The sequence below is a fragment of the Nocardioides sp. genome (assembly GCF_030149505.1).
In the GTDB taxonomy this organism is placed as follows: Bacteria; Actinomycetota; Actinomycetes; order Propionibacteriales; family Nocardioidaceae; genus Nocardioides.
This window is the reverse complement of sequence record NZ_JASBRN010000044.1, coordinates 14,927-37,743: the sequence shown is the minus strand read 5'-3', so window position 1 is coordinate 37,743 and position 22,817 is coordinate 14,927. Positions and strand designations below refer to the sequence as shown.

At 73.8% G+C, this 22,817-nt stretch carries 21 protein-coding genes and 1 riboswitch; of the genes, 15 read left to right on the top strand and 6 right to left on the bottom strand.

Annotated elements, in window-relative coordinates:
• The first annotated feature begins 72 nt into the window (after positions 1–72).
• The 6 genes from Q1V71_RS08140 to Q1V71_RS08115 are packed head-to-tail and all read left to right on the top strand — an operon-like array spanning position 73 to position 5,181.
• Positions 73–1,446 (top strand): hemolysin family protein, encoded by a 1,374-nt coding sequence (locus tag Q1V71_RS08140; RefSeq protein ID WP_300642767.1) that lies wholly within the window; start codon positions 73–75, stop codon positions 1,444–1,446.
• Positions 1,443–2,546: a hemolysin family protein gene (locus tag Q1V71_RS08135; protein WP_300642766.1), complete on the top strand. Its 1,104-nt coding sequence runs from the start codon at positions 1,443–1,445 to the stop codon at positions 2,544–2,546. The genes Q1V71_RS08140 and Q1V71_RS08135 overlap by 4 nt, the downstream gene beginning before the upstream one ends.
• A 10-nt stretch (positions 2,547–2,556) precedes the next feature.
• Entirely contained in the window at positions 2,557–3,171 is a 615-nt protein-coding gene (locus tag Q1V71_RS08130; RefSeq protein ID WP_300642764.1) for a CDP-alcohol phosphatidyltransferase family protein, read from the top strand.
• 3 nt (positions 3,172–3,174) lie between these two features.
• A complete protein-coding gene (locus Q1V71_RS08125) occupies positions 3,175–4,083 on the top strand; it encodes a DUF881 domain-containing protein (protein ID WP_300642762.1) in 909 nt (302 codons plus the stop codon).
• A complete protein-coding gene (locus tag Q1V71_RS08120) occupies positions 4,080–4,412 on the top strand; it encodes a small basic family protein (protein ID WP_300642760.1) in 333 nt (110 codons plus the stop codon). The genes Q1V71_RS08125 and Q1V71_RS08120 overlap by 4 nt, the downstream gene beginning before the upstream one ends.
• Complete coding sequence (locus Q1V71_RS08115; RefSeq protein WP_300642758.1) at positions 4,405–5,181, top strand: DUF881 domain-containing protein; 777 nt, start codon at positions 4,405–4,407, stop codon at positions 5,179–5,181. The genes Q1V71_RS08120 and Q1V71_RS08115 overlap by 8 nt, the downstream gene beginning before the upstream one ends.
• A 17-nt stretch (positions 5,182–5,198) precedes the next feature.
• Here Q1V71_RS08115 and Q1V71_RS20040 read toward each other — a convergent pair whose 3' ends face one another.
• Complete coding sequence (locus Q1V71_RS20040) at positions 5,199–5,273, bottom strand: hypothetical protein (RefSeq protein WP_367280134.1); 75 nt, start codon at positions 5,271–5,273, stop codon at positions 5,199–5,201.
• Here Q1V71_RS20040 and gcvH point away from each other — a divergent pair.
• The 6 genes from gcvH to gcvP all read left to right on the top strand — a co-directional run bounded on the left by gcvH (position 5,248) and on the right by gcvP (position 11,513).
• Positions 5,248–5,631, top strand: a complete 384-nt coding sequence (gene gcvH, locus Q1V71_RS08110) for a glycine cleavage system protein GcvH (protein ID WP_300642756.1) — start codon at positions 5,248–5,250, stop codon at positions 5,629–5,631. The genes Q1V71_RS20040 and gcvH overlap by 26 nt on opposite strands.
• A 157-nt stretch (positions 5,632–5,788) precedes the next feature.
• A complete protein-coding gene (locus Q1V71_RS08105; RefSeq protein WP_300642754.1) occupies positions 5,789–6,310 on the top strand; it encodes an FHA domain-containing protein in 522 nt (173 codons plus the stop codon).
• A 47-nt stretch (positions 6,311–6,357) separates the two neighbouring features.
• Positions 6,358–7,053 carry a MerR family transcriptional regulator gene (locus Q1V71_RS08100; protein ID WP_300642753.1) on the top strand — a complete coding sequence of 232 codons (696 nt, stop codon included), beginning with the start codon at positions 6,358–6,360 and terminating at the stop codon, positions 7,051–7,053.
• Positions 7,054–7,109: 56 nt separating this feature from the next.
• Complete coding sequence (locus Q1V71_RS08095) at positions 7,110–7,583, top strand: bifunctional nuclease family protein (protein ID WP_300642751.1); 474 nt, start codon at positions 7,110–7,112, stop codon at positions 7,581–7,583.
• Positions 7,584–7,797: 214 nt separating this feature from the next.
• Positions 7,798–8,379, top strand: a complete 582-nt coding sequence (locus Q1V71_RS08090) for a MerR family transcriptional regulator (protein ID WP_367280133.1) — start codon at positions 7,798–7,800, stop codon at positions 8,377–8,379.
• 124 nt (positions 8,380–8,503) lie between these two features.
• Positions 8,504–8,605: riboswitch (glycine riboswitch) on the top strand.
• A gap of 70 nt (positions 8,606–8,675) precedes the next feature.
• Entirely contained in the window at positions 8,676–11,513 is a 2,838-nt protein-coding gene (gene gcvP / locus Q1V71_RS08085) for an aminomethyl-transferring glycine dehydrogenase (RefSeq protein ID WP_300642748.1), read from the top strand.
• A 78-nt stretch (positions 11,514–11,591) separates the two neighbouring features.
• Here the strand turns inward: gcvP and Q1V71_RS08080 are convergent, their stop codons facing one another.
• From Q1V71_RS08080 to Q1V71_RS08060, 5 genes are all read right to left on the bottom strand, one after another.
• Positions 11,592–12,206, bottom strand: coding sequence for a hypothetical protein (locus Q1V71_RS08080; protein ID WP_300642746.1), 615 nt, complete (start codon positions 12,204–12,206; stop codon positions 11,592–11,594).
• 129 nt (positions 12,207–12,335) lie between these two features.
• Positions 12,336–13,724, bottom strand: a complete 1,389-nt coding sequence (locus Q1V71_RS08075) for a metallopeptidase TldD-related protein (RefSeq protein WP_300642745.1) — start codon at positions 13,722–13,724, stop codon at positions 12,336–12,338.
• Entirely contained in the window at positions 13,721–15,262 is a 1,542-nt protein-coding gene (locus tag Q1V71_RS08070) for a TldD/PmbA family protein (RefSeq protein WP_300642743.1), read from the bottom strand. Before Q1V71_RS08070 ends, Q1V71_RS08075 begins: the two co-directional genes overlap by 4 nt.
• Positions 15,263–15,295: 33 nt before the next feature.
• Entirely contained in the window at positions 15,296–18,526 is a 3,231-nt protein-coding gene (locus Q1V71_RS08065; RefSeq protein ID WP_300642741.1) for an SMC family ATPase, read from the bottom strand.
• Entirely contained in the window at positions 18,523–19,713 is a 1,191-nt protein-coding gene (locus Q1V71_RS08060) for an exonuclease SbcCD subunit D (protein ID WP_300642739.1), read from the bottom strand. Before Q1V71_RS08060 ends, Q1V71_RS08065 begins: the two co-directional genes overlap by 4 nt.
• A gap of 72 nt (positions 19,714–19,785) precedes the next feature.
• Between Q1V71_RS08060 and Q1V71_RS08055 the strand changes: the two genes are divergently transcribed.
• The 3 genes from Q1V71_RS08055 (at position 19,786) to Q1V71_RS08045 (ending at position 22,714) form a co-directional block, all read left to right on the top strand.
• Entirely contained in the window at positions 19,786–20,763 is a 978-nt protein-coding gene (locus Q1V71_RS08055) for an FAD-dependent oxidoreductase (RefSeq protein ID WP_300642737.1), read from the top strand.
• A gap of 58 nt (positions 20,764–20,821) precedes the next feature.
• A complete protein-coding gene (locus tag Q1V71_RS08050; protein ID WP_300642736.1) occupies positions 20,822–21,730 on the top strand; it encodes an alpha/beta hydrolase in 909 nt (302 codons plus the stop codon).
• Positions 21,731–21,994: 264 nt separating this feature from the next.
• Positions 21,995–22,714 (top strand): DUF6226 family protein, encoded by a 720-nt coding sequence (locus tag Q1V71_RS08045; RefSeq protein WP_300642734.1) that lies wholly within the window; start codon positions 21,995–21,997, stop codon positions 22,712–22,714.
• The last annotated feature ends 103 nt before the right edge of the window (positions 22,715–22,817 follow it).

The window sequence follows — 22,817 nt, the reverse complement described above, 5'->3', positions numbered from 1 at the left end:
GCTCTCCCCGCCCCCCGCCCCTCGATCTGCCCGTCGCGGCGCTGAGGCGGCACCGGCGAGGGGAGAGCGACCATGACCCCCCTCCTGCTCCTTCTCGTCGCGCTGCTCCTCGTGGTGGCGTGCGGCATCTTCGTGGCCGCGGAGTTCTCGCTCGTGGCCGTCGACCGCAACAAGGTCGACCAGCTCGTCGCCGAGGGCGACCAGGGTGCGCTCGGTGTCCAGCGGGCGCTGCGCTCGCTGTCGACCCAGCTCTCCGGTGCCCAGGTCGGCATCACGGTGACCAACCTCGGCATCGGGTTCCTCGCCGAGCCGGCGATCTCCGAGCTGCTGCGCGACCCGCTGACCGCCGCGGGCGTGCCCGACGGTGCGGTCTCCCCGGTCGGGCTGGCGCTCGCCCTGGTGATCAGCACCATCTTGACCATGCTCTTCGGCGAGCTGGTGCCCAAGAACTTCGCCATCGCGGTGCCGCTGGCCACCGCGCGGGCCACGCAGGGGCCGATGCGCTTCTTCACCGCGGTCAACACCTACCCGATCCGCTTCCTCAACGGCTCCGCGAACAAGATCGTGCGTCGCCTGGGCATCGAGCCCCAGGAGGAGCTGCGCTCGGCGCGGAGCTCCTCCGAGCTCGCCTCGCTGATCGCGCGCTCGGCCGACGAGGGCACCCTCGACGCCGACACCGCCGAGCTGATGGAGCGCTCGGTGGAGTTCGGCACCCGCTCTGCGGGCGAGATCATGACCCCGCGCGTGCGCACGCTCTCCCTGGAGCTCAACGACCGGGCCCAGGCGGTCATCGACCTGACCCGCGCCAGCGGCCACTCGCGCTTCCCCGTCCTCGACGAGGACGACAACGTCGCCGGCACCGTCCACGTCAAGCACGCCGTGGCGCTGCCGCTGCACGAGCGCGCCACCACCAAGGTCAAGCACCTCATGGTCAAGCCGATCGTGGTGCCGGACTCCCTGCGCCTGGACCCGCTGCTGTCGCTGCTGCGCGAGGACGGCTTCCAGATGGCCGTCGTGCTCGACGAGTACGGCGGGCACGCCGGCATCGTGACCCTCGAGGACGTGATCGAGGAGATCGTCGGCGACATCGCCGACGAGCACGACCGGGCCGGCTCCCGCGGCCGCCAGCGCCGCGACGGCAGCTGGACGCTGTCGGGGATGCTGCGGCCGGACGAGGTCGAGGACCTGACCGGCATCGAGCTGCCCGAGGACGAGGCCTACGACACCGTCGGCGGACTCGTGATGCGGGTGCTCGGCAAGGTGCCCGAGAGCGGCGACGTCGCCGAGGTCGCGGTGCCCGACCGCAGCGACCCCGAGGAGGTCCGCGAGCGGCTGGCCGCCCTCACCGTCGAGCACATGGACGGCCTGCGCGTCGACCGCGTCTCGCTGCGCCTGCTCGGCCCGGCCGCGACGGACTCCACGGACGAGGAGGGGGCGCACCGATGAGCGACCTCACCGCGCTGCTCGTCGCCGTCCTGCTGCTGGCGGCCAACGCCTTCTTCGTGGGGGCGGAGTTCGCGCTCGTCTCCGCCCGCCGCTCCCAGATCGAGCCGCTGGCCCAGTCCGGCTCCCGGATCGCCCGCACCACGCTGACGGCCATGGAGAACGTCTCCCTCATGATGGCGGGCGCCCAGCTGGGCATCACCATCTGCTCGGTCGGGCTCGGTGCCGTCGGGGAGCCCGCCGTGGCGCACCTCCTCGAGCCGCTCTTCGAGCGCGCCGGGGTCAGCGAGTCCCTGCTGCACCCGGTCTCCTTCGTGGTCGCGCTGACCATCGTGGTCTTCCTGCACGTGGTGCTGGGGGAGATGGTGCCCAAGAACATCGCCATCGCCGGGCCCGACCGGGCCGCCCTCGTGCTCGGGCCGCCGCTGCTGGCGGTCGTCACCGTGCTGCGCCCGCTCATCGTCTCGCTCAACGCGGTCGCCAACCGCACGCTGCGGCTGCTGGGCGTGGAGCCCAAGGACGAGCTGTCCTCGGCGTACACCCGTGAGGAGGTCGCGGCGCTGGTCGAGGAGTCGCGCGGCGAGGGCCTGCTGGAGGACGACGAGTACGACCGCCTCGCCGGCGCCCTCGGGTTCACCGAGAAGACCGTCGACGCGGTGCTGCTCGAGGCCGGGTCGCTCACCACCGTCACCCGCGGCTCCAGCGCCGCGGACGTCGAGGCGCTGTGCGCGGCGACGGGCTTCAGCCGCTTCCCGGTCGCCTCCGACACCGGCGAGCTGGTCGGCTACCTCCACATCAAGGACGTGCTGGAGCCCGACGAGGAGCGGCGGCTGCGCCCGGTCGAGGACAAGTGGGTGCGCCCCTTCGCGCCGGTCTCGCCGGGCGACCTGCTCCACGACGTCCTCGAGCAGCTGCAGCGCCGCGGCGCCCACATGGCCCGCGTCGTGCGGCCCGACGGGGTGACGGTCGGGCTGGCCACGCTCGAGGACGTCATCGAGGAGCTGGTCGGCGAGATCCGCGACGCCGCGCACCACGACGAGCCGACCGACGCACCTGCGCCGACCGGGCCCGCCGCGCAGTCCGCGTCGGGTCCCATGCCCTAGGGTCCGGGGCGTGACGGAGAGCGCGGCGCGGCAGGCGGACGCCGGGGTGTGGACCCTGCCCAACCTGCTCAGCGCCGTCCGGCTCGCGCTCATCCCGGTCTTCCTGTGGCTGGTGCTCGGCCCCGAGGCCGACGGCTGGGCCCTGGGCCTGCTCGTGCTCTCCGGCGTCACCGACTGGCTCGACGGCTGGCTGGCCCGCCGCTGGGGGCAGACCTCGGTGCTGGGCCAGGTGCTCGACCCGGTGGCCGACCGGCTCTACATCCTGGCCGTGGTGGTCGGGCTCGCCCTGCGCGAGGTCATCCCGTGGTGGCTCGCGGTCTCGCTGCCGCTGCGCGACGCCCTCATGTGGCTGCTCGTGCCGCTGCTGCGCACCCGCGGCTACAGCGCGCTGCCGGTCCACTTCCTCGGCAAGGCCGCGACCTTCAACCTGCTCTACGCCTTCCCGCTGCTGCTGCTCGGTGACGGCGAGGGCGTGGTCGCCGACCTGGCCCAGGTCTTCGGCTGGGCCTTCGCCATCTGGGGCGTCGGCCTCTACTGGTGGGCCGGGGTCCTCTACGCCTGGCAGGTGCGCAAGCTGCTCATGACCACGCCGCGCCGCGCGCGCCAATCCGGTACGGCGGCCTGAGCCGTGCCCGGCACCGACCGGCCCCCCGCAGGGCCCGCGACGCGCGAGCAGCGCGCCCCGGGCACGGTGGACGACGCGCGCAGCCGCGCGGCCACCCCGTTGCTGGACCTGCTGACCCAGCAGTCGCTGGACGAGGACTACGTCCACGTGGCTCGGCGCCGGGCAACCGCGGGGGAGGAGCCGCCGCGCGGTGTGCGGGCCCACCGCACCGCTGCCGTCGTGGTCGCCGTCTTCGGTGTGCTCGTCGCGACCGCGGCCGTGCAGACCGCCCGGGGCGCCGACGAGGCGCAGTCCAGCCGGGTGGTGCTGGTCGAGCGCGTCATCGAGCGCCGTGACACCGTCACCGCCCTCCAGGACCGGATCCAGGAGCTGCGCGGCGAGGTCGAGGACGGCGAGCAGTTGTTGGCCACCGTCACCGGCAACCGGCTCACCGCCGAGGGTCGGCTGCGCCGCCTCCAGGTCCGCACCGGCTTCATCGGGGTGCGCGGGGAGGGCGCGCGGGTCACGATCACCGACGCCCCCGCAGGCGGTGAGCTGATCCGCGACACCGACCTCCAGCTGCTGGTCAACGGGCTGTGGCAGGCCGGCGCCGAGGCGATCAGCATCAACGGCGAGCGCCTGACCGTCCGCACCGCCATCGAGAACTCCGGCACGGTGGTCAACGTCAACAGCCAGCCGCTGCGATCCCCCTACGTGCTCTCGGTGGTCGGCAACCGGCGTACCCTCCAGGCAGACCTGCTGGCCAGCCCGAGCGGCCTGGCGGTCGCAGACCTGGTCACCCGTTTCGGGTTCGGCTTCGAGATGGTCCCCGTCGAGGAGCTGGTCCTGCCAGCGGCGGCGCCCCGGGTCCTGCGGCACGCCGAGCTGCTCGTCGACGCCGACCCCCGAGAAGCCGAGGGAGACACCCCGTGATCGCCGCACTCGGCCTGCTCGTCGGGATCACCCTGGGGCTGCTGCTCCAGCCCGACGTACCGCTCTCCCTCGAGCCCTACCTGCCGATCGCGGTGGTCGCCGCCCTCGACGCCGTCTTCGGCGGGCTGCGCGCCTACCTCGACGGGATCTTCGACGACAAGGTCTTCGTCGTCTCCTTCGTCTCCAACGTCGTGATCGCCTCGGCCATCGTGTGGTTGGGCGACCAGCTCGGCGTCGGCGGTCAGCTCTCGACCGGTGTCATCGTCGTGCTCGGCATCCGGATCTTCTCCAACGTCGCCGCGATCAGACGGCACCTGTTCCATGCCTGAGCCGACGAGCCCTGGCCCCGGGTCGGGCCAGGACCCGGTGCCCGCGGAGGAGACCGGGCGTGCCCGCCTGCGCCGGGCGCTGCTGCGGCCCTCGCGCAGCCAGGTCGTCGTCGCGGTCCTGCTGGCGGTCGTGGCCTTCGCCGCCATCGTGCAGGTGCAGACCGTCGAGGACGACGACACCTACGCCGGCTACCGCGAGCAGGACCTGGTCAACGTCCTGTCCGGCCTGGCCGGCGCCTCGCGCCGCGCGCGCGCCGAGATCACCCGCCTCGAGACCGCGCGCGACGAGCTGGTCTCCGACACCGATGCGGAGCGGGTCGCCCTGGAGCAGGCGACGAGCGAGGCCGACAGCCTGAGCATCCTGGCCGGCCTGGTGCCCGTGACCGGCCCGGGCATCCGGATCACCATCACCGAGGTGACCGGCCGGGTCCGCGCCGACACGATGCTCAACATGGTGCAGGGCCTGCGGATCGCCTCGGCCGAGGCGATGCAGATCAACGGCACCGTCCGGGTCGTCGCGCAGACCTCCTTCACCGATGCCGAGGGCGGTCTCGTGGTCGACGGGCAGCAGCTGTCGGCGCCGTACGTCGTGGACGTGATCGGCGACCCGAGCGCCCTCGCCGGTGCGATGTCGATCCTGGAGGGCCCGCGCGTGGACCTGCAGGACGACGGTGCGGAGGTGGAGGTCGTCACACTCTCCTCCCTCGACATCGAGTCGGTGCGCCAGCCCGTCGAGCCCGAGTTCGCCCAGCCCGTGGACCCGCAGTAGCCCCAGCCGCAGTAGCCTCACCCGACCTGCCTGACCCGCCGGACAGCCCGACCTGGAGGAGACACCTTGTACCCCGACGACCTGCAGTACACCGCGGAGCACGAGTGGGTCCGCACCCCCGGCGAGCACGAGGGCGCGGTGCGCATCGGCATCACCCACTACGCCCAGGACGCCCTCGGCGACATCGTCTACGTCTCCCTGCCGGAGGTGGGGGAGAGCGTCACCGCCGGCAGTACCTGCGGCGAGCTGGAGTCGACCAAGTCGGTCTCCGACGTCTACGCGCCGGTCACCGGTGAGGTCGTGGCCCGCAACGAGGCGCTCGACGCGACCCCCGAGCTCGTCAACGACGACCCGTACGGCGGTGGCTGGCTCTTCGAGGTCGTCCCCGCCGGCGAGGTGGGCGAGGGGCTCATGGACGCGGCGGCCTACCAGGCCTCCCTCGAGGGCTGAACCCACCGGTCGACCAGCCCTCGCGCCACCCGAGCGGGTTCCCCGGTCCGGGGTTGCCCGACCCTCCATCACTGGTAGGTTCGGCGGAACCCTCACTCTCCACCCGGCGGTGAGGGTTCCGCGACCGGATCGTCCAGCGCAGCACGAGGAGACCCCGATGCCGTTCTGCACCGCCTGTGGCCGGCAGAACCCCGACGACGCCCGCTTCTGCTCCCAGTGCGGGACCCGGCTCGTCACCGCCGACCCCGCCCCTGAGGCCTCGCGCGGCGAGACGACCGCGACGATCTCGATCGCGGCCGGCGACGCGCGGGTGGAGACCTCAGACCGCCAGCTCAACCCGGTCGACGCCGCCGCCGTGGACGCGCTCCCGGTGGGCCACGCCCTGCTGGTGGTGCAGCGCGGGCCCGGGTCGGGCAACCGCTTCCTGCTCGACACCGACACGGTGACGGCGGGTCGCCATCCCGACAGCGAGATCTTCCTCGACGACGTGACGGTCTCGCGCCGGCACGCGGAGTTCAAGCGCGACGGCTCGACCTTCACCGTCTCCGACGTGGGCAGCCTCAACGGCACCTACGTCAACCGCGACCGGATCGACACCGTGCAGCTCAAGGACGGCGACGAGGTGCAGGTCGGCAAGTACCGCCTCGTCTTCTTCTCCGGCCACGAGGTCCAGGGCTGAGCGTGGTGACCGGCTCGACCGCCCCGCTCGGGTCGAGCACTGCCCGGATGAACATCGGGCAGGTGCTCGAGCAGCTGCGCCCCGACTTCCCGGGCGTCACCATCCCGAAGATCCGGTTCCTCGAGGACAAGGGGCTGATCAAGCCCGAGCGCACGCCCGCCGGCTACCGCAAGTTCTCCGACGCCGACGTGGCGCGGCTGCGCTACGTGCTGCGGATGCAGCGCGACCACTACCTCCCTCTCAAGGTCATCGGGGAGCACCTCGACGCGATCGACCGCGGCCTGGAGCCGCCGCCGATCGAGCCGGTCGTGCCGACGGTGCCCACGGTGGCGCTCGCTGCCGACGGCACGCCGAGCCCGGAGTCCTTCCGGCGCACCGACGACCTGAGGCTCTCGCGCAAGGAGCTCCTCAAGGTCGCCGAGGTCGGCGAGGAGCTGCTCGCGCAGCTGGAGCAGTTCGGCCTCGTGGGTCCGCGCCCGGGCACCGGGCACTACGACACCGACGCCCTGGTGGTGGTGCGCACCGCCCGCGAGCTGGCCGACTACGGCATCGAGCCGCGCCACCTGCGCGCCTACAAGGCCGCTGCCGACCGCGAGGTCGGCCTGGTCCAGCAGGCCGTCGCTCCCTTGCAGCGCAGCCGCGACGCCGCCGCGAGCGCCCGGGTGGCCGAGGCCGCCTCGGAGATCGCCGCCCTGTCGGTGCGGCTGCACGCGACGCTGGTCAAGTCCGGCCTGTCGCGCTGATCGAGGTCACGGCCCGTCCCCGCCGTACGTCGTGGACGTGCGCGTAGGGTGGTGGCATGCGCGAGGTCGACGTCATGGGAGTCAGGGTCGAGATGCCCTCGAACCAGCCGATCGTGCTCCTGCGCGAGGTGGCCGGCGACCGGTACCTCCCGATCTGGATCGGTGCCGTGGAGGCCACGGCCATCGCCTTCGCCCAGCAGGGCGTGACCCCGCCGCGGCCGCTGACCCACGACCTGCTCAAGGACGTGCTCGAGGCCACCGGCAACACCCTCGACGAGGTGCGGATCACCGACGTGCGCGACGGCGTCTTCTTCGCCACCCTCGTGCTTGCCTCGGGCACCGAGGTCTCCGCGCGCCCCTCGGACTCCATCGCCCTGGCGCTGCGCACCGGCTCCCGCATCGTCTGTGCCGAGGAGGTCCTCGACGAGGCCGGCCTGGCCGTGCCGGCCGAGCAGGAGGACGAGGTCGAGAAGTTCCGCGAGTTCCTCGACCACGTCACCCCCGAGGACTTCGAGGCCCCCTCCGACTGACCCGGGTGCCGCTCGGCGGGAAAGTCTCAGGCTCAGGTTGAGGGTTCGACACGCCGGGGAGTTCTTTGACCGGTGTCCCGGCACCGCCTACCTTGAACTGTCTTCGTTGTAACTCCACCGCCGTGGTTCACCCCGGACCGCCGGCACCCTTCCCCGGAGCTACGCCCAACGGAGTAGACCCCCGGAGGACCGCGTGAACGAGCACGAGCAGGAACTGCGCGACAGCGTCGACGTGGAACGTGCGGCCGAGGCCGCCGACGAGCAGGGACTGCTCTTCACCGACGACGTCTCGCCCCTGCCGAGCGACCTCGGCTACCGCGGTCCCACGGCATGCAACGCCGCGGGCATCACCTACCGCCAGCTCGACTACTGGGCCCGCACCGGCCTGGTCGAGCCGACTGTGCGCGGCGCCAAGGGGTCGGGCTCGCAGCGTCTCTACTCCTTCCGCGACATCTTGATCCTCAAGGTCGTCAAGCGGCTGCTGGACGCCGGCATCTCGCTGCAGCAGATCCGCACCGCCGTCTCGCACCTGCGTGAGCGGGGCACCGACGACCTGACCCGCGTGACCCTCATGAGCGACGGCGCCTCGGTCTACGAGTGCACCTCCAACGACGAGGTCATCGACCTGCTGCAGGGTGGCCAGGGCGTCTTCGGCATCGCGATCGGCGGTGTCTGGCGCGAGATCGAGGGCACCCTCGCCGAGCTGCCCTCCGAGCGCACCAGCGAGGAGGCCACCGCCGAGCCCAGCGCCAACGACGAGCTGGCCGCGCGTCGGGCCGCCCGCTCTGCCGGCTGAGCCTTCGCGCCGCCGGACCAGAGGGCCCGGCACCCGTACCTCCGACACCGATCCCGTGCCGCTCGCCGGCACGGGATCGCTGCGTTCCGCACCTGTCCCACTGGTAGATTCACCGCACAGCTGACCATCCCGCGCGGGAGAGTCCTCCTGCCGCCCGTCGGGCAGGGGGCGCCGAAGGGGCAATTCCTCCCCGGAACCTCTCAGGCACCCGGACCGCGCAGGACAGGCGACTCTGGAGCGCGTGCGTGACAGAGGGGGAGGGAACCCGGACGCCCACTCCCAGGAGCCCTTCACCCATGAGCGCAGCTTTCGCCGACCGCCACATCGGCCCCCGTCCCGCGGAGGTCGAGGCGATGCTCGCCGCGGTCGGCTTCGACTCCCTCGAGGCGCTGATGAGCGCCGCGGTCCCCAGCGGGATCCGCTCCGCGGCCGCGCTCTCGCTGCCCGAGGCGGCCACCGAGACCCAGGTCGCCCGTGAGCTGCGCGACCTCGCGGCGCGCAACCGCCCCGCCGAGCCGATGATCGGCCTGGGCTACCACGGCACCACGACGCCGCCGGTCATTCGCCGCAACGTGCTGGAGGACCCGGCCTGGTACACCGCCTACACGCCGTACCAGCCGGAGATCTCGCAGGGCCGGCTCGAGGCTCTCATCAACTTCCAGACCGTCATCGGCGACCTCACCGGCCTGCCGACCGCCAACGCCTCGCTGCTCGACGAGGGCACCGCTGCGGCCGAGGCGATGACGCTCGTACGACGGGCCAACCGCAAGTCCGCCGGACCCTTCGTCGTGGACGCCGACGCGCTGCCGCAGACCATCGAGGTCGTGCGCACCCGGGCCGAGGCCATGGGCATCGAGGTCGTCGTCGCCGACGTCTCCGCCGGTCTGCCCGACGGCCTGGAGCAGGTCTGCGGCGTGCTGGTGCAGTACCCCGCTGCCTCCGGCGAGGTCCGCGACCCGCGCCCGGCGATCGAGGCCGCGCACGAGCGCGGGGGACTGGCCGTGCTGGCCTGCGACCTGCTGGCGCTCACGGTCCTCGAGTCGCCCGGCACGCTGGGCGCCGACGTCGCCGTCGGCTCCTCGCAGCGCTTCGGCGTCCCGCTCTTCCACGGCGGCCCGCACGCCGGGTTCATGTCGGTGTCCGAGGGCCTGGAGCGGCACCTGCCCGGCCGCCTGGTCGGCGTCTCGATCGACGCCGAGGGCCGCCCGGCGTACCGGCTGGCGCTGCAAACCCGCGAGCAGCACATCCGCCGCGACAAGGCGACCTCCAACATCTGCACCGCGCAGGTGCTGCTCGCCGTCGTCGCCGGGATGTACGCCGTCCACCACGGTCCCGACGGGCTGCGCGCCATCGCGCAGCGGACCCACGGGCTCGCGGCGCGGGCGGCCGCCGCGCTGCGCTCGGCCGGGCTGGAGGTGCCCACCGGCGCCTTCTTCGACACCATCCGGGTCTCGGTGCCCGGGCGCGCCGACGAGGTCGTGGCCGCGGCCCGCCAGCAGGGGCTGCAGGTGCTGCGCGTCGACGCCGACACCGTGGGGCTGTCCTTCTCCGAGGTGAGCACCGAGGAGACGCTGGCCGCGGTGCTGAGCGCGTTCGGGGTCACGGACCCGGCGGCGTGCGCCGACGACGCGGCCGACGCGCTGCCGGCCGCCCTGGCTCGGACCACCGACTACCTGACCCACGAGACCTTCCACTCCTACCGCTCCGAGACCCAGATGCTGCGCTACCTGCGCCGGCTCTCCGGGCGCGACTACGCGCTGGACCGCGGGATGATCCCGCTGGGCTCGTGCACGATGAAGCTCAACGCCACCGTGGAGATGGAGCCGGTGAGCCTGCCGGGCTTCGCCGACCTGCACCCCTTCGTCCCGGCCGAGGACGCGGAGGGCTACCACGAGCTGGTCTCGACCCTGGAGGCCTGGCTGGCCGAGGTCACCGGCTACGACCGGGTCTCGATCCAGCCCAACGCCGGCTCTCAGGGCGAGCTCGCCGGGCTGCTGGCGATCCGCGGCTACCACCGCGGCAACGGCGACACCCAGCGCGACGTGTGTCTGATCCCCGGCTCCGCGCACGGCACCAACGCCGCCTCGGCGGTCATGGCCGGGATGCGCGTCGTGGTGGTGAGGTCCAACGAGGACGGCTCCGTCGACCTCGACGACCTGCGCACCCGCTGCGAGGAGCACGCGGACACCCTCGCCGCGATCATGGTGACCTACCCCTCGACCCACGGCGCCTACGAGGAGGGGATCACCGAGCTCTGCAAGATCGTGCACGACCACGGCGGCCAGGTCTACGTCGACGGAGCCAACCTCAACGCGCTCGTCGGGTGGGCCCGTCCCGGTGAGTTCGGCGGGGACGTCTCGCACCTCAACCTGCACAAGACCTTCTGCATCCCGCACGGCGGCGGCGGCCCCGGCGTCGGTCCGGTGGCGGTGCGCGAGCACCTCTCGGCGTACCTGCCGACGCACGGCATGCACCCGGACCCGGCGAGGCGCGAGGGCATCGGCCCGATCTCGGCGGCGCCGTACGGCTCGGCCGGCATCCTGCCGATCTCCTGGGCCTACGTGCGGCTGATGGGGGCCGAGGGGCTGATCCGCGCCACCGCGACGGCGGTGCTGGCCGCCAACTACGTCGCGGCGCGGCTCGGTGAGCACTTCCCGGTGCTCTACCGCGGGCACAACGGCCTGGTCGCGCACGAGTGCATCCTCGACGTCCGCGAGATCACCAAGGACACTGGCGTCACCGTCGACGACGTGGCCAAGCGGCTGGTCGACTACGGCTTCCACGCCCCGACCATGTCCTTCCCGGTGGCCGGCACGCTCATGGTGGAGCCGACCGAGTCCGAGGACCTGGCCGAGATCGACCGGTTCTGCGACGCGATGATCGCGATCAAGGGCGAGATCGACCGGGTGGCAGCGGGGGAGTGGACCCCGGAGGACTCACCGCTGCGGCGCGCCCCCCACACCTCGCGTGCGCTCGTGGGCGAGTGGGACCGGCCCTACTCCCGCGAGCTGGGCGTCTTCCCCACCGGCATCGACCCGGACAAGTACTGGCCGCCGGTCGCCCGGATCGACCAGGCCTACGGCGACCGCAACCTGCAGTGCTCGTGCCCGCCGCTGGAGGCGTTCGCGGAGTAGGCCACGACGCGGGAAGGGCCCGTCCCCACGATCGTGGGGACGGGCCCTTCCTGCGTACTGCCGCTGCTGCTCGGCCGATCAGGCGATCGGCGTCTTGGTGACCGTGAGGTCGTAGCGGAACGCGTTGTCGCAGTCGAGGTCGGCGTTGCGCTTCTTCCAGGTGAGGACGAGGTCGGCCGCGAGCGGCTTGTGCACGCCGTCGACGACGATGTGCTGGCCGGCGTCCTCGCGTTCCTCGTGGACCTCGACGGGCTCGCCGTCGCGGACGACCCGGCCGGCGAGGACGACCCGCTTGCCGTCCATCCGGCCCTCCTGCTGGAGCTCGCCTCGCCGGACCATCCGGCCCTCGGGGTCGGTGATCCAGAAGGACTCTGCGTCCTCGGCGCCGACGGCGACGACGAGCTCGTTGCCGTAGGTGCGGTTCTCGTAGACCGAGACCATGGCCGGCTGGCCCTTCCAGGTGCCGGCGCACTCGATGAGCACGCCCTTCTCCTGCGTGGTCTCGCTGGTGGGCTCGGTGGGCTCGCTGGTGGGCGTACCGGTCGGCGTCGGGGTCGGGTCGCCCGGCTCCGAGGCGGTCGCCGTCGCCCCGGTGGGCAGGGCCAGGGCGAGCGCGGTCACCGCGGTGGCGGTCAGACCGAGGATCGCGCCGAGGGTGCCCCGAGTGCGGCGGATGGTGGTGCTGCTGGACATGGTGGGTCTCTCCCGTGCTGGCGGTGCCGGGATCGCCGGCGCCTGGTGTGCTGTCACGGGGGATACGCCCCACCCCGGGGTCCGGTTGCACGGCCCCGACGTGGTCTGGACCAGCGGGTGAGGGCGGGGCTACTGCGCCTGCGAGACGCTGGACATGTTGAAGTCCGGCACCCGCAGCGCGGGGGTGGCGGTGCGGTTGAAGTAGTCGTCGCCCCACTCGCGGCTGAAGCTCGGCACGGTCGCACTCGCGTGGCTGAAGCGGCGCAGCAGGTCCACCGGGCTCTCGTTCCACCGGAAGTTGTTGACCAGCCCGGTGATCTCGCCGCCCTCGACGAGGTACACCCCGTCGCGGGTCAGGCCGGTCAGCAGCAGGGACTGTGGGTCGACCTCGCGGATGTACCACAGGCAGGTCACCAGCAGCCCGCGCTCGGTGCCGCGTACGAGGTCCATCACGTCCCCGGAGCCGCCGTCGACCTCGAGCACCAGGTTGTCGACGTACGGCGTCAGCGGCTGGCCGGTCATCGCGGCGGTCTGCCGGGTCTGGATCAACGAGGTCAGCTCGCCGTCGCGGATCCAGTCGGTCGGGCCGAGCTCGAGACCGTTGTCGAAGACCGACCGCTCGTCGTCCGAGGAGCCGGTCACCGCGAAGGGCAGGCACTCCAGGCCGGGGTACGCCGGGTCGGAGTGCAGTCGCACGCCGGGCGCGGCGATCCGCTCGCCGATCCGGGTGCCGCCGCCGCGTCGGGAGTAGACCGACTGGCCCTCGTGGGCGGCACGGGCGCCGGCGTACCAGTAGGCGTCGATCATCAGGTCGGCCACCGAGGTGGGCGGCAGGATCGTGTCGTAGCGCCCGGCCGGCAGGTCCACGCGGCGCGCGCCCCACCCGAGCCGCTGCTCGAGCTCGGCCTCGAGGGCCAGCGCGTCGACGTCGGCGAAGTCGCGGGTCGCGCCGCCGACCCAGGCGGACTGGGTCAGCGCGGCGTCCTTGCCGGTGCAGGCGTAGTGCCCTGTCGGCTGGACGTGGCGCAGCCGCAGCCCGGTGGTCGAGCCGAGGTAGGTGGTGCTGACCCGGTGCTCGACGAACCCGTAGAGCACCCGTCCGGCCGCACCGGCGCGGCCGAAGGCCTCACCCAGGGCCGGCGCGAAGGTGTCGAAGACGTGGATGTCGGTGGCGGCCGGCGGCTCGTCCCAGTCGGGGCTGACCCGATCGCGGACGAGGTCGGCCGCGTCCTCGGCGGGGGAGCCGGCCCGGGCTGCGGCGTCCGCGGCGCGGACCAGCTCGGTCACCTGGGCCTGCGTGGCCGCGCTGCCGGAGACCGTGCCGACGCTGGTGCCCTCCGGTCCGCGCACGAAGCTGATGACCGAGACGTCGACGCCGTGCATGACGCCGTTGGTGGTGAGGGTGTTGTTGGCCCAGCGCAGGTTGGCGTCGGTGCCGTTGGTGACCACGACCATGCAGTCGTCGGCGGTCGTGGCGTGCAGGCCCTGCTCGACCAGGCTCTGGGGGGAGATGGTCACTGGCCGCCCTCCTGGGTGGTGTTGAGGATGCGCACGCCGCGGAAGAGCGCGGTGGGGCAGCCGTGGCTGACCGCCGCGACCTGGCCGGGCTGGGCCTTGCCGCAGTTGAAGGCACCACCCAGCTCCCAGGTCTGCGGGCCGCCGACGGCCTCCATCGAGCCCCAGAAGTCGGTCGTGGTCGCCTGGTAGGCGACGTCGCGGACCTGGCCGGCGAGCTCGCCGTCGCGGATGGCGTAGAAGCGCTGCCCGGTGAACTGGAAGTTGAAGCGCTGCATGTCGATCGACCACGACTTGTCGCCGACGACGTACAGCCCGCGCTCGACGCGGCCGATCAGCTCCTCGGTGCTGGGCCCGTCTGGGGCCGGCTGCAGGGAGACGTTGGCCATCCGCTGGATGGGGATGTGGCCGGAGGAGTCGGCGTAGGCGCAGCCGTTGGAGCGTCCCTCGGGGTGCTCGGGCCCGGCCAGCTCGGGCTTCATCGCGCCCATCGGCCGGTCGAGCTGGTAGCCCACGAGCACGCCGTCCTTGACGATGTCCCACGCCTGGGTCTGCACGCCCTCGTCGTCGTACCCGACCGTGGCCAGGCCGTGCTCCACGGTGCGGTCGCCGGTCACGTTCATGACGGGCGAGCCGTACTGCAGGGTGCCGAGCTTGTCGTAGGTCGCGAAGGATGTCCCGGCGTAGTTGGCCTCGTAGCCCAGGGCACGGTCCAGCTCGGTGGCGTGGCCGATCGACTCGTGGATGGTCAACCACAGGTTGGAGGGGTGGATGACCAGGTCGTAGGTGCCGGCCTCGACGCTGGGTGCCTTGAGCTTCTCCGCGAGCAGCTCGGGCACCTCCTCGATCTCGGCGTCCCAATCCCAGGCGCCGTCGGCGGCACTGCCCGCGACGTACTCCCACCCGCGTCCGACCGGCGGCGCGATCGAGGCCATCGAGTCGAAGGTGTCGGCGCCGGTGCCCATCGCCTCGAAGCCGGGCTGCATCCGCACCCGCTGCTGCGTGGTGCGGGTGCCGGCGGTGTCGGCGTAGTACTTGTTCTCCTGTACCGCCATCACGAACGCGGTCGCGTGGTCGACGGCCGCGCCTGTGCGCAGCCGCTCGGTCCAGCCCGTGAGGACGGCGGCCTTCTCGGCGGTCGGGACGTCGAAGGGGTTCACCGCGTAGGAGGACACCCAGGTGACGTCGTCGTACGTCGGCTCGGGGGCGATCCGCACGGGCGTGGTCGTCATCGCGGCGGCGACCTCGGCGACCGAGACAGCGGCCTCGGCGACCCGGCGGGCCTCCTCGGGGGTCAGCACCACGCCGGAGGCGAAGCCCCAGGCGCCGCGGTGCACCACGCGCACGGCGAACCCGAGGTCCTCGACGTCGCTGGCGGACTGCAGCACCCCGTCGCGGGCCCGCAGGTGCTGGGAGCGCACCCGCTCGAAGCGGAAGTCGGCATGGGTCACGCCCAGCTCCACGGCCCGGGCGAGGGATACCTCGCCGAGGTGGCGGAACGGGAGCGCGAGGAACGAGGGATCGACCTCGGGTCGGCTCATGGGCGGCAACCTACACGCGGGACCGGGCCGGGTTCACGTGCCGTGGCGCAGGACGACCGTCGAGCCGGAGCGGCCCTTGGCGACGTGCAGCTGGACCGGGATGCGGTCGCGCATGTCGGCGACGTGGCTGACGACGCCGACGACCCGGCCGCCCTCGCGCAGGGAGTCGAGGGTGTCCATGACGTCCTCGAGGGTGTCGGCATCCAGGGAGCCGAAGCCCTCGTCGACGAAGAGGGTGTCCAGCTCGGCGCCGCCGGCCTCCTGGCTGATGACGTCGGCCAGGCCCAGCGCCAGGGCCAGGGAGACCACGAAGGTCTCGCCGCCCGAGAGCGTGACCGGGTCGCGGCTCTCCCCGGACCAGTCGTCGCGCACCCGCAGGCTCAGCCCGCCGCGGGTCTCGCCGGCGCCGCGGCGCCCGGTGTGCTCCAGGGCGTAGCGTCGGTCGGTCATGCCGGCGAGCCGCTCGTTGGCGGCGGCCACCACCTGCGAGAGGCGCCAGGCCAGGACGTACGCCGACAGGCGCATCTGCAGGCTGTTGTCGGCCGAGCGACCCTCGACGAAAGCAGCCAGCTGCGAGACCAGCGCGAGCTGCTCGCGGACCGGTTGCCAGGCCGCCAGGGTGCGCTCGAGGTCGACCAGCAGCGCGGTGAGGCGGCCGCAGCGCTCGGTCAGCCCGGCCGCGGCGGCGCGGGTGCGACCCAGCCCGGCGAGCGCCTCGGCGTGGGCGCGCTCCAGGGCGGGAAGATCGGCAGGCGCCTCCTGGTCGGGGTCGCCGGGCTGCTGGTCCCCGCGGTCATCGCCGGCCAGCACCTCGGTGACGGCCGCCACCCGGGTGCGGTGGTGCTGCGCGGACTCCTCGAGGCGGGCGAGGTCGGGCTCGGGCAGCGCGGCGGCGAGCGCGTCCTCGACGGTGGCGATGTCGGCCCGCGCCAGGACGTCCTGCACGTGGGCCTCGGCCTCGGTGAGGGCACGGTCCGCGGCGGCGCGCGCCACCAGCACGGCGCTGAGGTCGCGCACGGCGCGCTGGCGCTCGGCCAGGGCCGCCTCGAGCGCGGCCAGGTCGGGCCGGCCCTCGGCGTACGACGCCTCGCGGTCGCTGTCCTGCGCGGTGCCGACGGACCCGGTCTGGGTCTCGACGGCCAGCAGCAGGTCGAGGAGGTCGGGCTCGTCCGCGTGGGGGTCGTCGTCGGTCGGATCGGCCTCTCGTCCGGCCTCCGGCTCCGCGCCCTCGGGGACGGACCCGTCGGCGGCCAGCGCGCGCAGCGCGACGAGGGCGGCCTCGCGCAGGTCGGACTCGGCCCGCTCCACCTCGCCGACGGCGGCACGGTGCTGCTCCCGGGCCTCGGCGAGCGCGAGCCGGGCGTGCTCGAGGGCCTGGCCGTGCGCGGCCAGCTGCTGCTCGAGGCGCTCGAGCGCCTCGGCGGCGGCAGGAAGCGCGTCGCGTGCGTGAGTGGCCTCCGCGACCAGCGCGTCGAGGGTGAGCAGCTCCTCGGCTGCCGCGGCGGGGTCGAGGCCGTCGGCCCGCTCCAGCAGCAGGATGCGCCGGACCTCGAGGTCGCGCACGTCCATGGCCCGCAGGTGCTCGGCGGCCTTGTCGTCGTCGAGGCGGCGCTGGGCCTCGCGCTCGCCGGCGGCGTCGGGGTCGCCCGGGGCAGCCTCGGCCTTGGCGGGATGCTCCGCCGATCCGCAGACGGGGCAGCAGGCACCGACGGCCAGGGCGCCGGCCAGCTCGGCGGCCATCGACTCGATGCGCGCCTCGCGGACCGTGAGCAGCTGCTCGTGCGAGGAGGCGGCGCGCTCCCTTGCCTCCAGGTGGGCCAGCCGCGCCACCTCCAGGTCGCGCTCGACCCGCAGCACCTCGAGCGCCGCGTCGCGTCGCTCGACCAGTGCTGCCCGAGCGGTCTCGTGGACCGGGAGGGTCGACGCGGTGGTGCGCAGGGCGGTGAGCTCGTCTCGAGCCGCGACGATCCGGCCGGGCAGGACCGCGCCGGTGGACTCGCAGTCGGCGAGCCGTTCCTCGGCAGCGGCGCACGCCGCGCCCAGCTGCGGCAGCCGGGCCTCGGTGCGCTGCAGCAGCACCAGCCTCGGGAGCGACGCGCGCACGGACCCCAGCGCCTCGCCGAGCGCGTCCTCGAGCCGGGCCAGGACGGCGGTCGCGTCGGGTGGTCGGTCGGCGTCGGGCACCGCCAGCCCGTGCAAGGACGGCAGGGGCGCGAGCGGCCCGTCGAGCAAGGCGGTCGCGCGGCGGGCCAGCCGGTCGACCTCGTGGCGGGCCTGGTCGCGCCGAGCTGCCGCGACCCCGACGGGGGAAGCACGACGCGCGGCGTCGAGCGCGGCGACCTCGCGGGCGTGCTCCTCGGCGCGCTCCTGGAGGCGAGCGTGCTCTGCCGCGGCGGCCGCACGGCGACGTCGCCGCTCGTCGGCGGCCCGGGCCTCGGCGAGACGCTCGCGGGACTGCTCCTCCTCGTGGGCTGCGGAGGCGACCTGCTCGGTGGTGCTGGAGAGCGCGGCCGCCACGTCGGTGCGGGCGGCAGCGGCCCAGGGGAGGAGCCCCTCGGCCCAGCCCTGGGGGTCTGGGGCTGGCAGGCCCGCGGTCTCGCTCACCCGGCTGGCGAGGTCGGCCAGCCGCTCCTCGACCTGCGCGGACTCCTGGCGCAGCGCACGGCGACGCTCCTTCAGCCAGGCCTCGACGTCCTCGAAGCGGCCGGTGCGGAAGAGCTGCTGCAGCAGCGCGTGCCGCTCCTCGGAGCGGGCGCGCAGGAACGCCTGGAACTGACCCTGCGGGAGCATCGCGACCTGGGTGAACTGGGTGCGGGTCATGCCCAGCAGGTCGCTGACGAGCTGGCCGGTCTCGTCGAGCCGGGTCGAGAGGGTGCGCCACTCGGGCTGCTCGGGCGGGCCGCTCCGCTCCGAGACCACCACCGAGGCCTGCTCGGTGGTCCAGCCGGTGCCCTTCTTCTTGGGGCGCTCCCACGAGGGGGAGCGGACCAGCCGCAGCCGGCGGCCGCCGACGCTCAGCTCCAGCTCGACGCGAGGAGGTACGCCGGGGGCGGCGTGGTCCGACCGCAGGCTCTTGGCCTTGCCCCGGTCGCCGGGCACATCGCCGTACAACGCGAAGCAGACCGCGTCGAGGATGCTCGTCTTGCCGGCACCGGTGGCACCGGTGAGCAGGAAGAGCCCGCCCTCGGAGAGCCGGTCGAGGTCGACCTCGACCGTGCCGGCGAAGGGGCCGAAGGCGGTCACCTCGAGGCGGTGCAGCCTCATCCGGCCTCGACCCGGCGCTCGGCGGCGAGGTCGTCGTCCTCGCAGCAGCTGTCGACGGCCTCGCGCAGCAGGGCGGTCTCGGCCTCCGAGGGGCCGCGCCCGCGCAGGGTCGTGACGAAGTCCGTGACCACGTCGAGGTCCGTGCGCCCCGTCGTGCGGGCAGCGGGCAGACCGCCGACCACCGGCAGCGCGGCCTCGAAGGCCAGCACGAGCGTGTGCGGGAAGCGCCGGCGCAGCCGCTCCATCGCCTGCGAGGGACGCTCGGTGTCGGTGAGGGTGACCTGGATCCAGGAGTCCTCGTGCTCGGTGTGCCGGGGGTCGGCGAGCAGCTCCTCGAGGGTGCCGCGCAGCCGGGCGAGCCGACGCGGGACCGGGGCCTCGACCAGCTCGGCGTGCACCTGGCCGGTGGCGTCGAGGTCGACCAGCCAGGAGCCCTTGAGGTGGTCGGTCTCGGAGAAGGAGTAGGCCAGGGGCGAGCCGGAGTAGCGCACGTGGTCGGCGAGTACGTGGCGACCGTGGAGGTGGCCGAGCGCGACGTAGTCGATGCCGTCGAAGGTGGGCAAGGGGACCAGGGAGACGCCGCCGACGGAGATGTCGCGCTCGGAGTCGCTGGCCATCTCCCGCTGCTCCTCGGGGCGGCCGGTGCCTCCGACGAACGCGTGCGCCAGCACCACCGAGCGGGTGCCGGGCCGTCCGGCCAGGTCGGCGCGCACCCGGCGCATCGCCTCGCCCAGCGCCGCCTCGTGGGATCGCTCGGCCAGGCCCCAGGGCTCGCGGACCGCCTCGGGGTCGAGGTAGGGCAGGCCGTGGACGGCCACCGGGCCGTGCTCGTCCTCGAGCAGGACGGGGGTGCCGACGCCCGCGGGGTCGGTGCGCAGGTGGACGCCGGCCGCGTCGATGAGCCGGGAGCTGAAACCGAGCCGGCGCGCGGAGTCGTGGTTGCCGCTGGTGAGGACCACCCGGGCGCGGGACGCGGCGAGCCGCGAGAGCGCCTCGTCGGCCAGCGCCACGGCGTCGACCGGCGGCAGGGCGCGGTCGTAGACGTCGCCCGCGACCAGCACGACGTCGATCCGCTCGGACTCCACGACCTCCAGCAGGTGGTCGACGAAGCTCGCCTGGTGCGCCAGCATCCCCTCGCGGTGGAAGGACCGGCCCAGGTGCCAGTCGGAGGTGTGCAGCAGGCGCATGGGACGACCGTAGGAGGGGGCGCCGACAACGGGGTGGACCCACGCCGACCACCCCCCGGGCAGGATGTCGGGGTGCGAGTGGACGAGCCCGTGGTCGTGGTCGGTGCCGGGATCTCGGGGGTCGCGTGCGCGCGGGTCCTCGTCGGGGCCGGGGTGCCGGTGGAGCTGGTCGACCGCGGTCGTCGGCCGGGTGGCCGGATGGCCTCGCGCCGCCACGAGGGCCGCCCCGCCGACATCGGGGCCTCCTACTTCACCGTCTCCGACCCCGCGTTCGAGGAGGTCGTGCGCCGCTGGGAGGCGGCCGACCTGACCCGCCCCTGGACCGACACCTTCGGGGTCGTCTCCGCCGCGGGGGAGCGGTCCATGACCACCGGCCCCGTGCGCTGGGGGACCACCGGTGGCATCCGCTCGCTGGTGGAGGCCCTCGCCGTGGACCTGCCCATCACCCACGCCCACGAGGTCGCCGAGGGCGCGGTGTCGCTGCGCGACGGCACGCCCACCGTGGAGGGCCGCCCCGCCCGCGCCGTCGTCCTCGCCATGCCGGACCCGCAGGCGGTGCGGCTGGTCGACCCCGCGGCGCACCCGGACGCGGTGGCGGGGCTGACGACGGCGTACGAGGCCGTGCTGGCGCTCACCGCCGTCTGGGACGAGCGGTGCTGGGAGGAGCTGCCCGACGGGCTGTTCGTCAACGACGACCCGGTGCTGTCGTGGATCGCCGACGACGGGCGGCGGCGCTGCGACGGGGGACCGGTGCTCGTCGCGCACTCGACCGACGCCCATGCCCGCCCGCACCTCGCCGACCCGCCGGCCGGCGGCCCGGAGATGCTCGCCGCCCTGCAGCGGTACGCCGGGATCGACCGCGACCCCGTCCACAGCGCGGTCCACCGCTGGACCTTCGCCAAGCCCGCGCACGGTCGCCCGGAGACCTACCTGCTCACCGACACCGGCGTGGGTGCCTGCGGCGACTCGTGGTCGGAGAAGCCGCGGGTCGAGGGCGCCTGGCTCTCGGGCACCGCGCTCGGGCAGGAGCTGGTCCGCCGGTTCGGCTGAGTCCGACCTCACGCCTCGCCCCGTTCCGCTGCGCGCGCCCGGTCACTAGCGTCCTGCCGTGACCCGCACCTGGACCCGCGCCGACCTCACCTTCGCCTCCGGCGACGGCAGCTGCGCCGCCTGGCTCTACACGCCCGAGGGCGTCACCCGCGACGCACCCGGTCCCGTCGTCGTGATGGCGCACGGGTTGGGTGGCCTGCGTACCGAGCGGCTCGACGCCTTCGCCGAGCGGTTCGCGGCCGCCGGCTACTCCTGCCTGGTCTTCGACTACCGCACCTTCGGCGCCAGCCCGGGGGAGCCGCGCGAGCTGCTCGACATCGCCCGCCAGCGCGAGGACTGGCGCGCTGCGGTCGCCGTCGCCCGCACGCTGCCGACCGTGGACCCCGCCCGGGTCGTGGTGTGGGGCACCTCCTTCAGCGGTGGGCACGTGCTGGTCACCGCCGCCGAGGATCCTCGGATCGCCGCCGCGGTCTCGCAGTGCCCGTTCACCGACGGCCTCGCCTCGGCGCTGGCGATGGACCCGCTCACCTCCGTCCGCGTGACCGCCCTCGGGCTGGCGGACCTCGCCGCGACCGCTCTCGGACGTGGCCCTGTCCGGGTCCCGAACTACGGCCGGCCGGGCTCCGTCGCCCTCATGACCGCCCCCGATGCCGCCCCCGGTTTCGAGGCGCTCATGCCCGACGCCGCCGCCGGGCCGAAGCGGGTGCCGGCCCGCATCGCCCTGCAGGTCCCGCTGGCCTTCCCCGGCCGCCGGGCCAAGGACGTGCGCTGCCCCCTGCACGTCGTCGTCTGCGAGCGCGACACCGTGGCTCCGGCCAAGCAGACCCGCCGCCACGTCGAGCGCGCCCCGCACGCGGAGGTGCTCTCCTACGACACCGGCCACTTCGACATCTACGTCGGCGAGTGGTTCGAGCGCAACGTCACCGACCAGCTGGCATTCCTGCAGCGCCACGTACCGATCGGCTGAGACGTGTCGCCGGCGCTCGGAGCCAGACGGTCACACCGAGCACGCCGCCTCACACCTCACGCCCGGCAGCAGCTCGACTCGCACGCGACGGGACCGCCGTGACCGCCTGGGCACGACGGGCCGACCAGCCGGACCGCGCCTCGCTCGACCAGCCGTCGGGGCGTTGCCGCGCCGCTGGTCCTCGTGCCGAAAGTGCATCTCCGGCTGCGGCCGAGCGCGGGAATCGAGGTGCGTCCGCGTGACCCTCCGGGTCAGGATGCCGTGGTGACCGACTGGGCGCCGCCACCGACTCCCGCATGGGTCCTCGACCTCATGGGAGCGGTGGAGCGTGCCTTCGAGAAGACCGGCCAAGCCACACCGACCTGGCCGGACCCGCACCCGGACCGGGAGGTCGCGGAGGAGGAGTACTCCCGGCTGACCGACCCCGACAGGTACCGCATCCTCGACGCGCGGGTCGATGCCTGGTCCGCGGTCCTCGGTGCGCGTGGGATCGCGACGCTCCAGGACCGGGGGCTCGCGTCGTGGCTGCCTGGGCGCGGTCGCGGCCGGTCCGCCGCTCCTGTCGAGCAGGTGCTGGTGCCACGCCAGGTCGGCGGGCTCGGCCTGGCCGTCGTTCGCTGGTCCACCGCACCACGGCGCTTTGGGATCGATCTGGGCCTCGTCGCGCCTGGCGACGACACGTCAGTCCTCCTCGAGTCGATCCCGGGCTGCGGCTGCGACGCCTGCGACTCCGGCTCTGCGGACCTGCTGGAGCAGCTCGACGAGTGGGTTCTCACTGTCGTGCGCGGCGGGATCCTGCACGCCCGCTCGGCGGAGGCGTCCATCAGTCGCACCTTTCACGGCTGGCAGAGCTCGGGCCGCTGCTCCGAGGCATGGCTCGACCCCGGCACGCCTGCGCCAGAGGGTGTTCGGCGGTGGGCGGGTGCACCCTGGCTGGACACCCAGGACAGCGAGCGACGCATCGCACCTGTTGGGCGGCCCTGAGCGTGCAGGACGTCGCTCCCTGCGAGCTGCACGTCCGCTCGTCAGTCGTGGGCGGGGGCGGCCGAGGTCGTGCCGGTGGAGTGAGCCCGGTCCCGATGCGGGC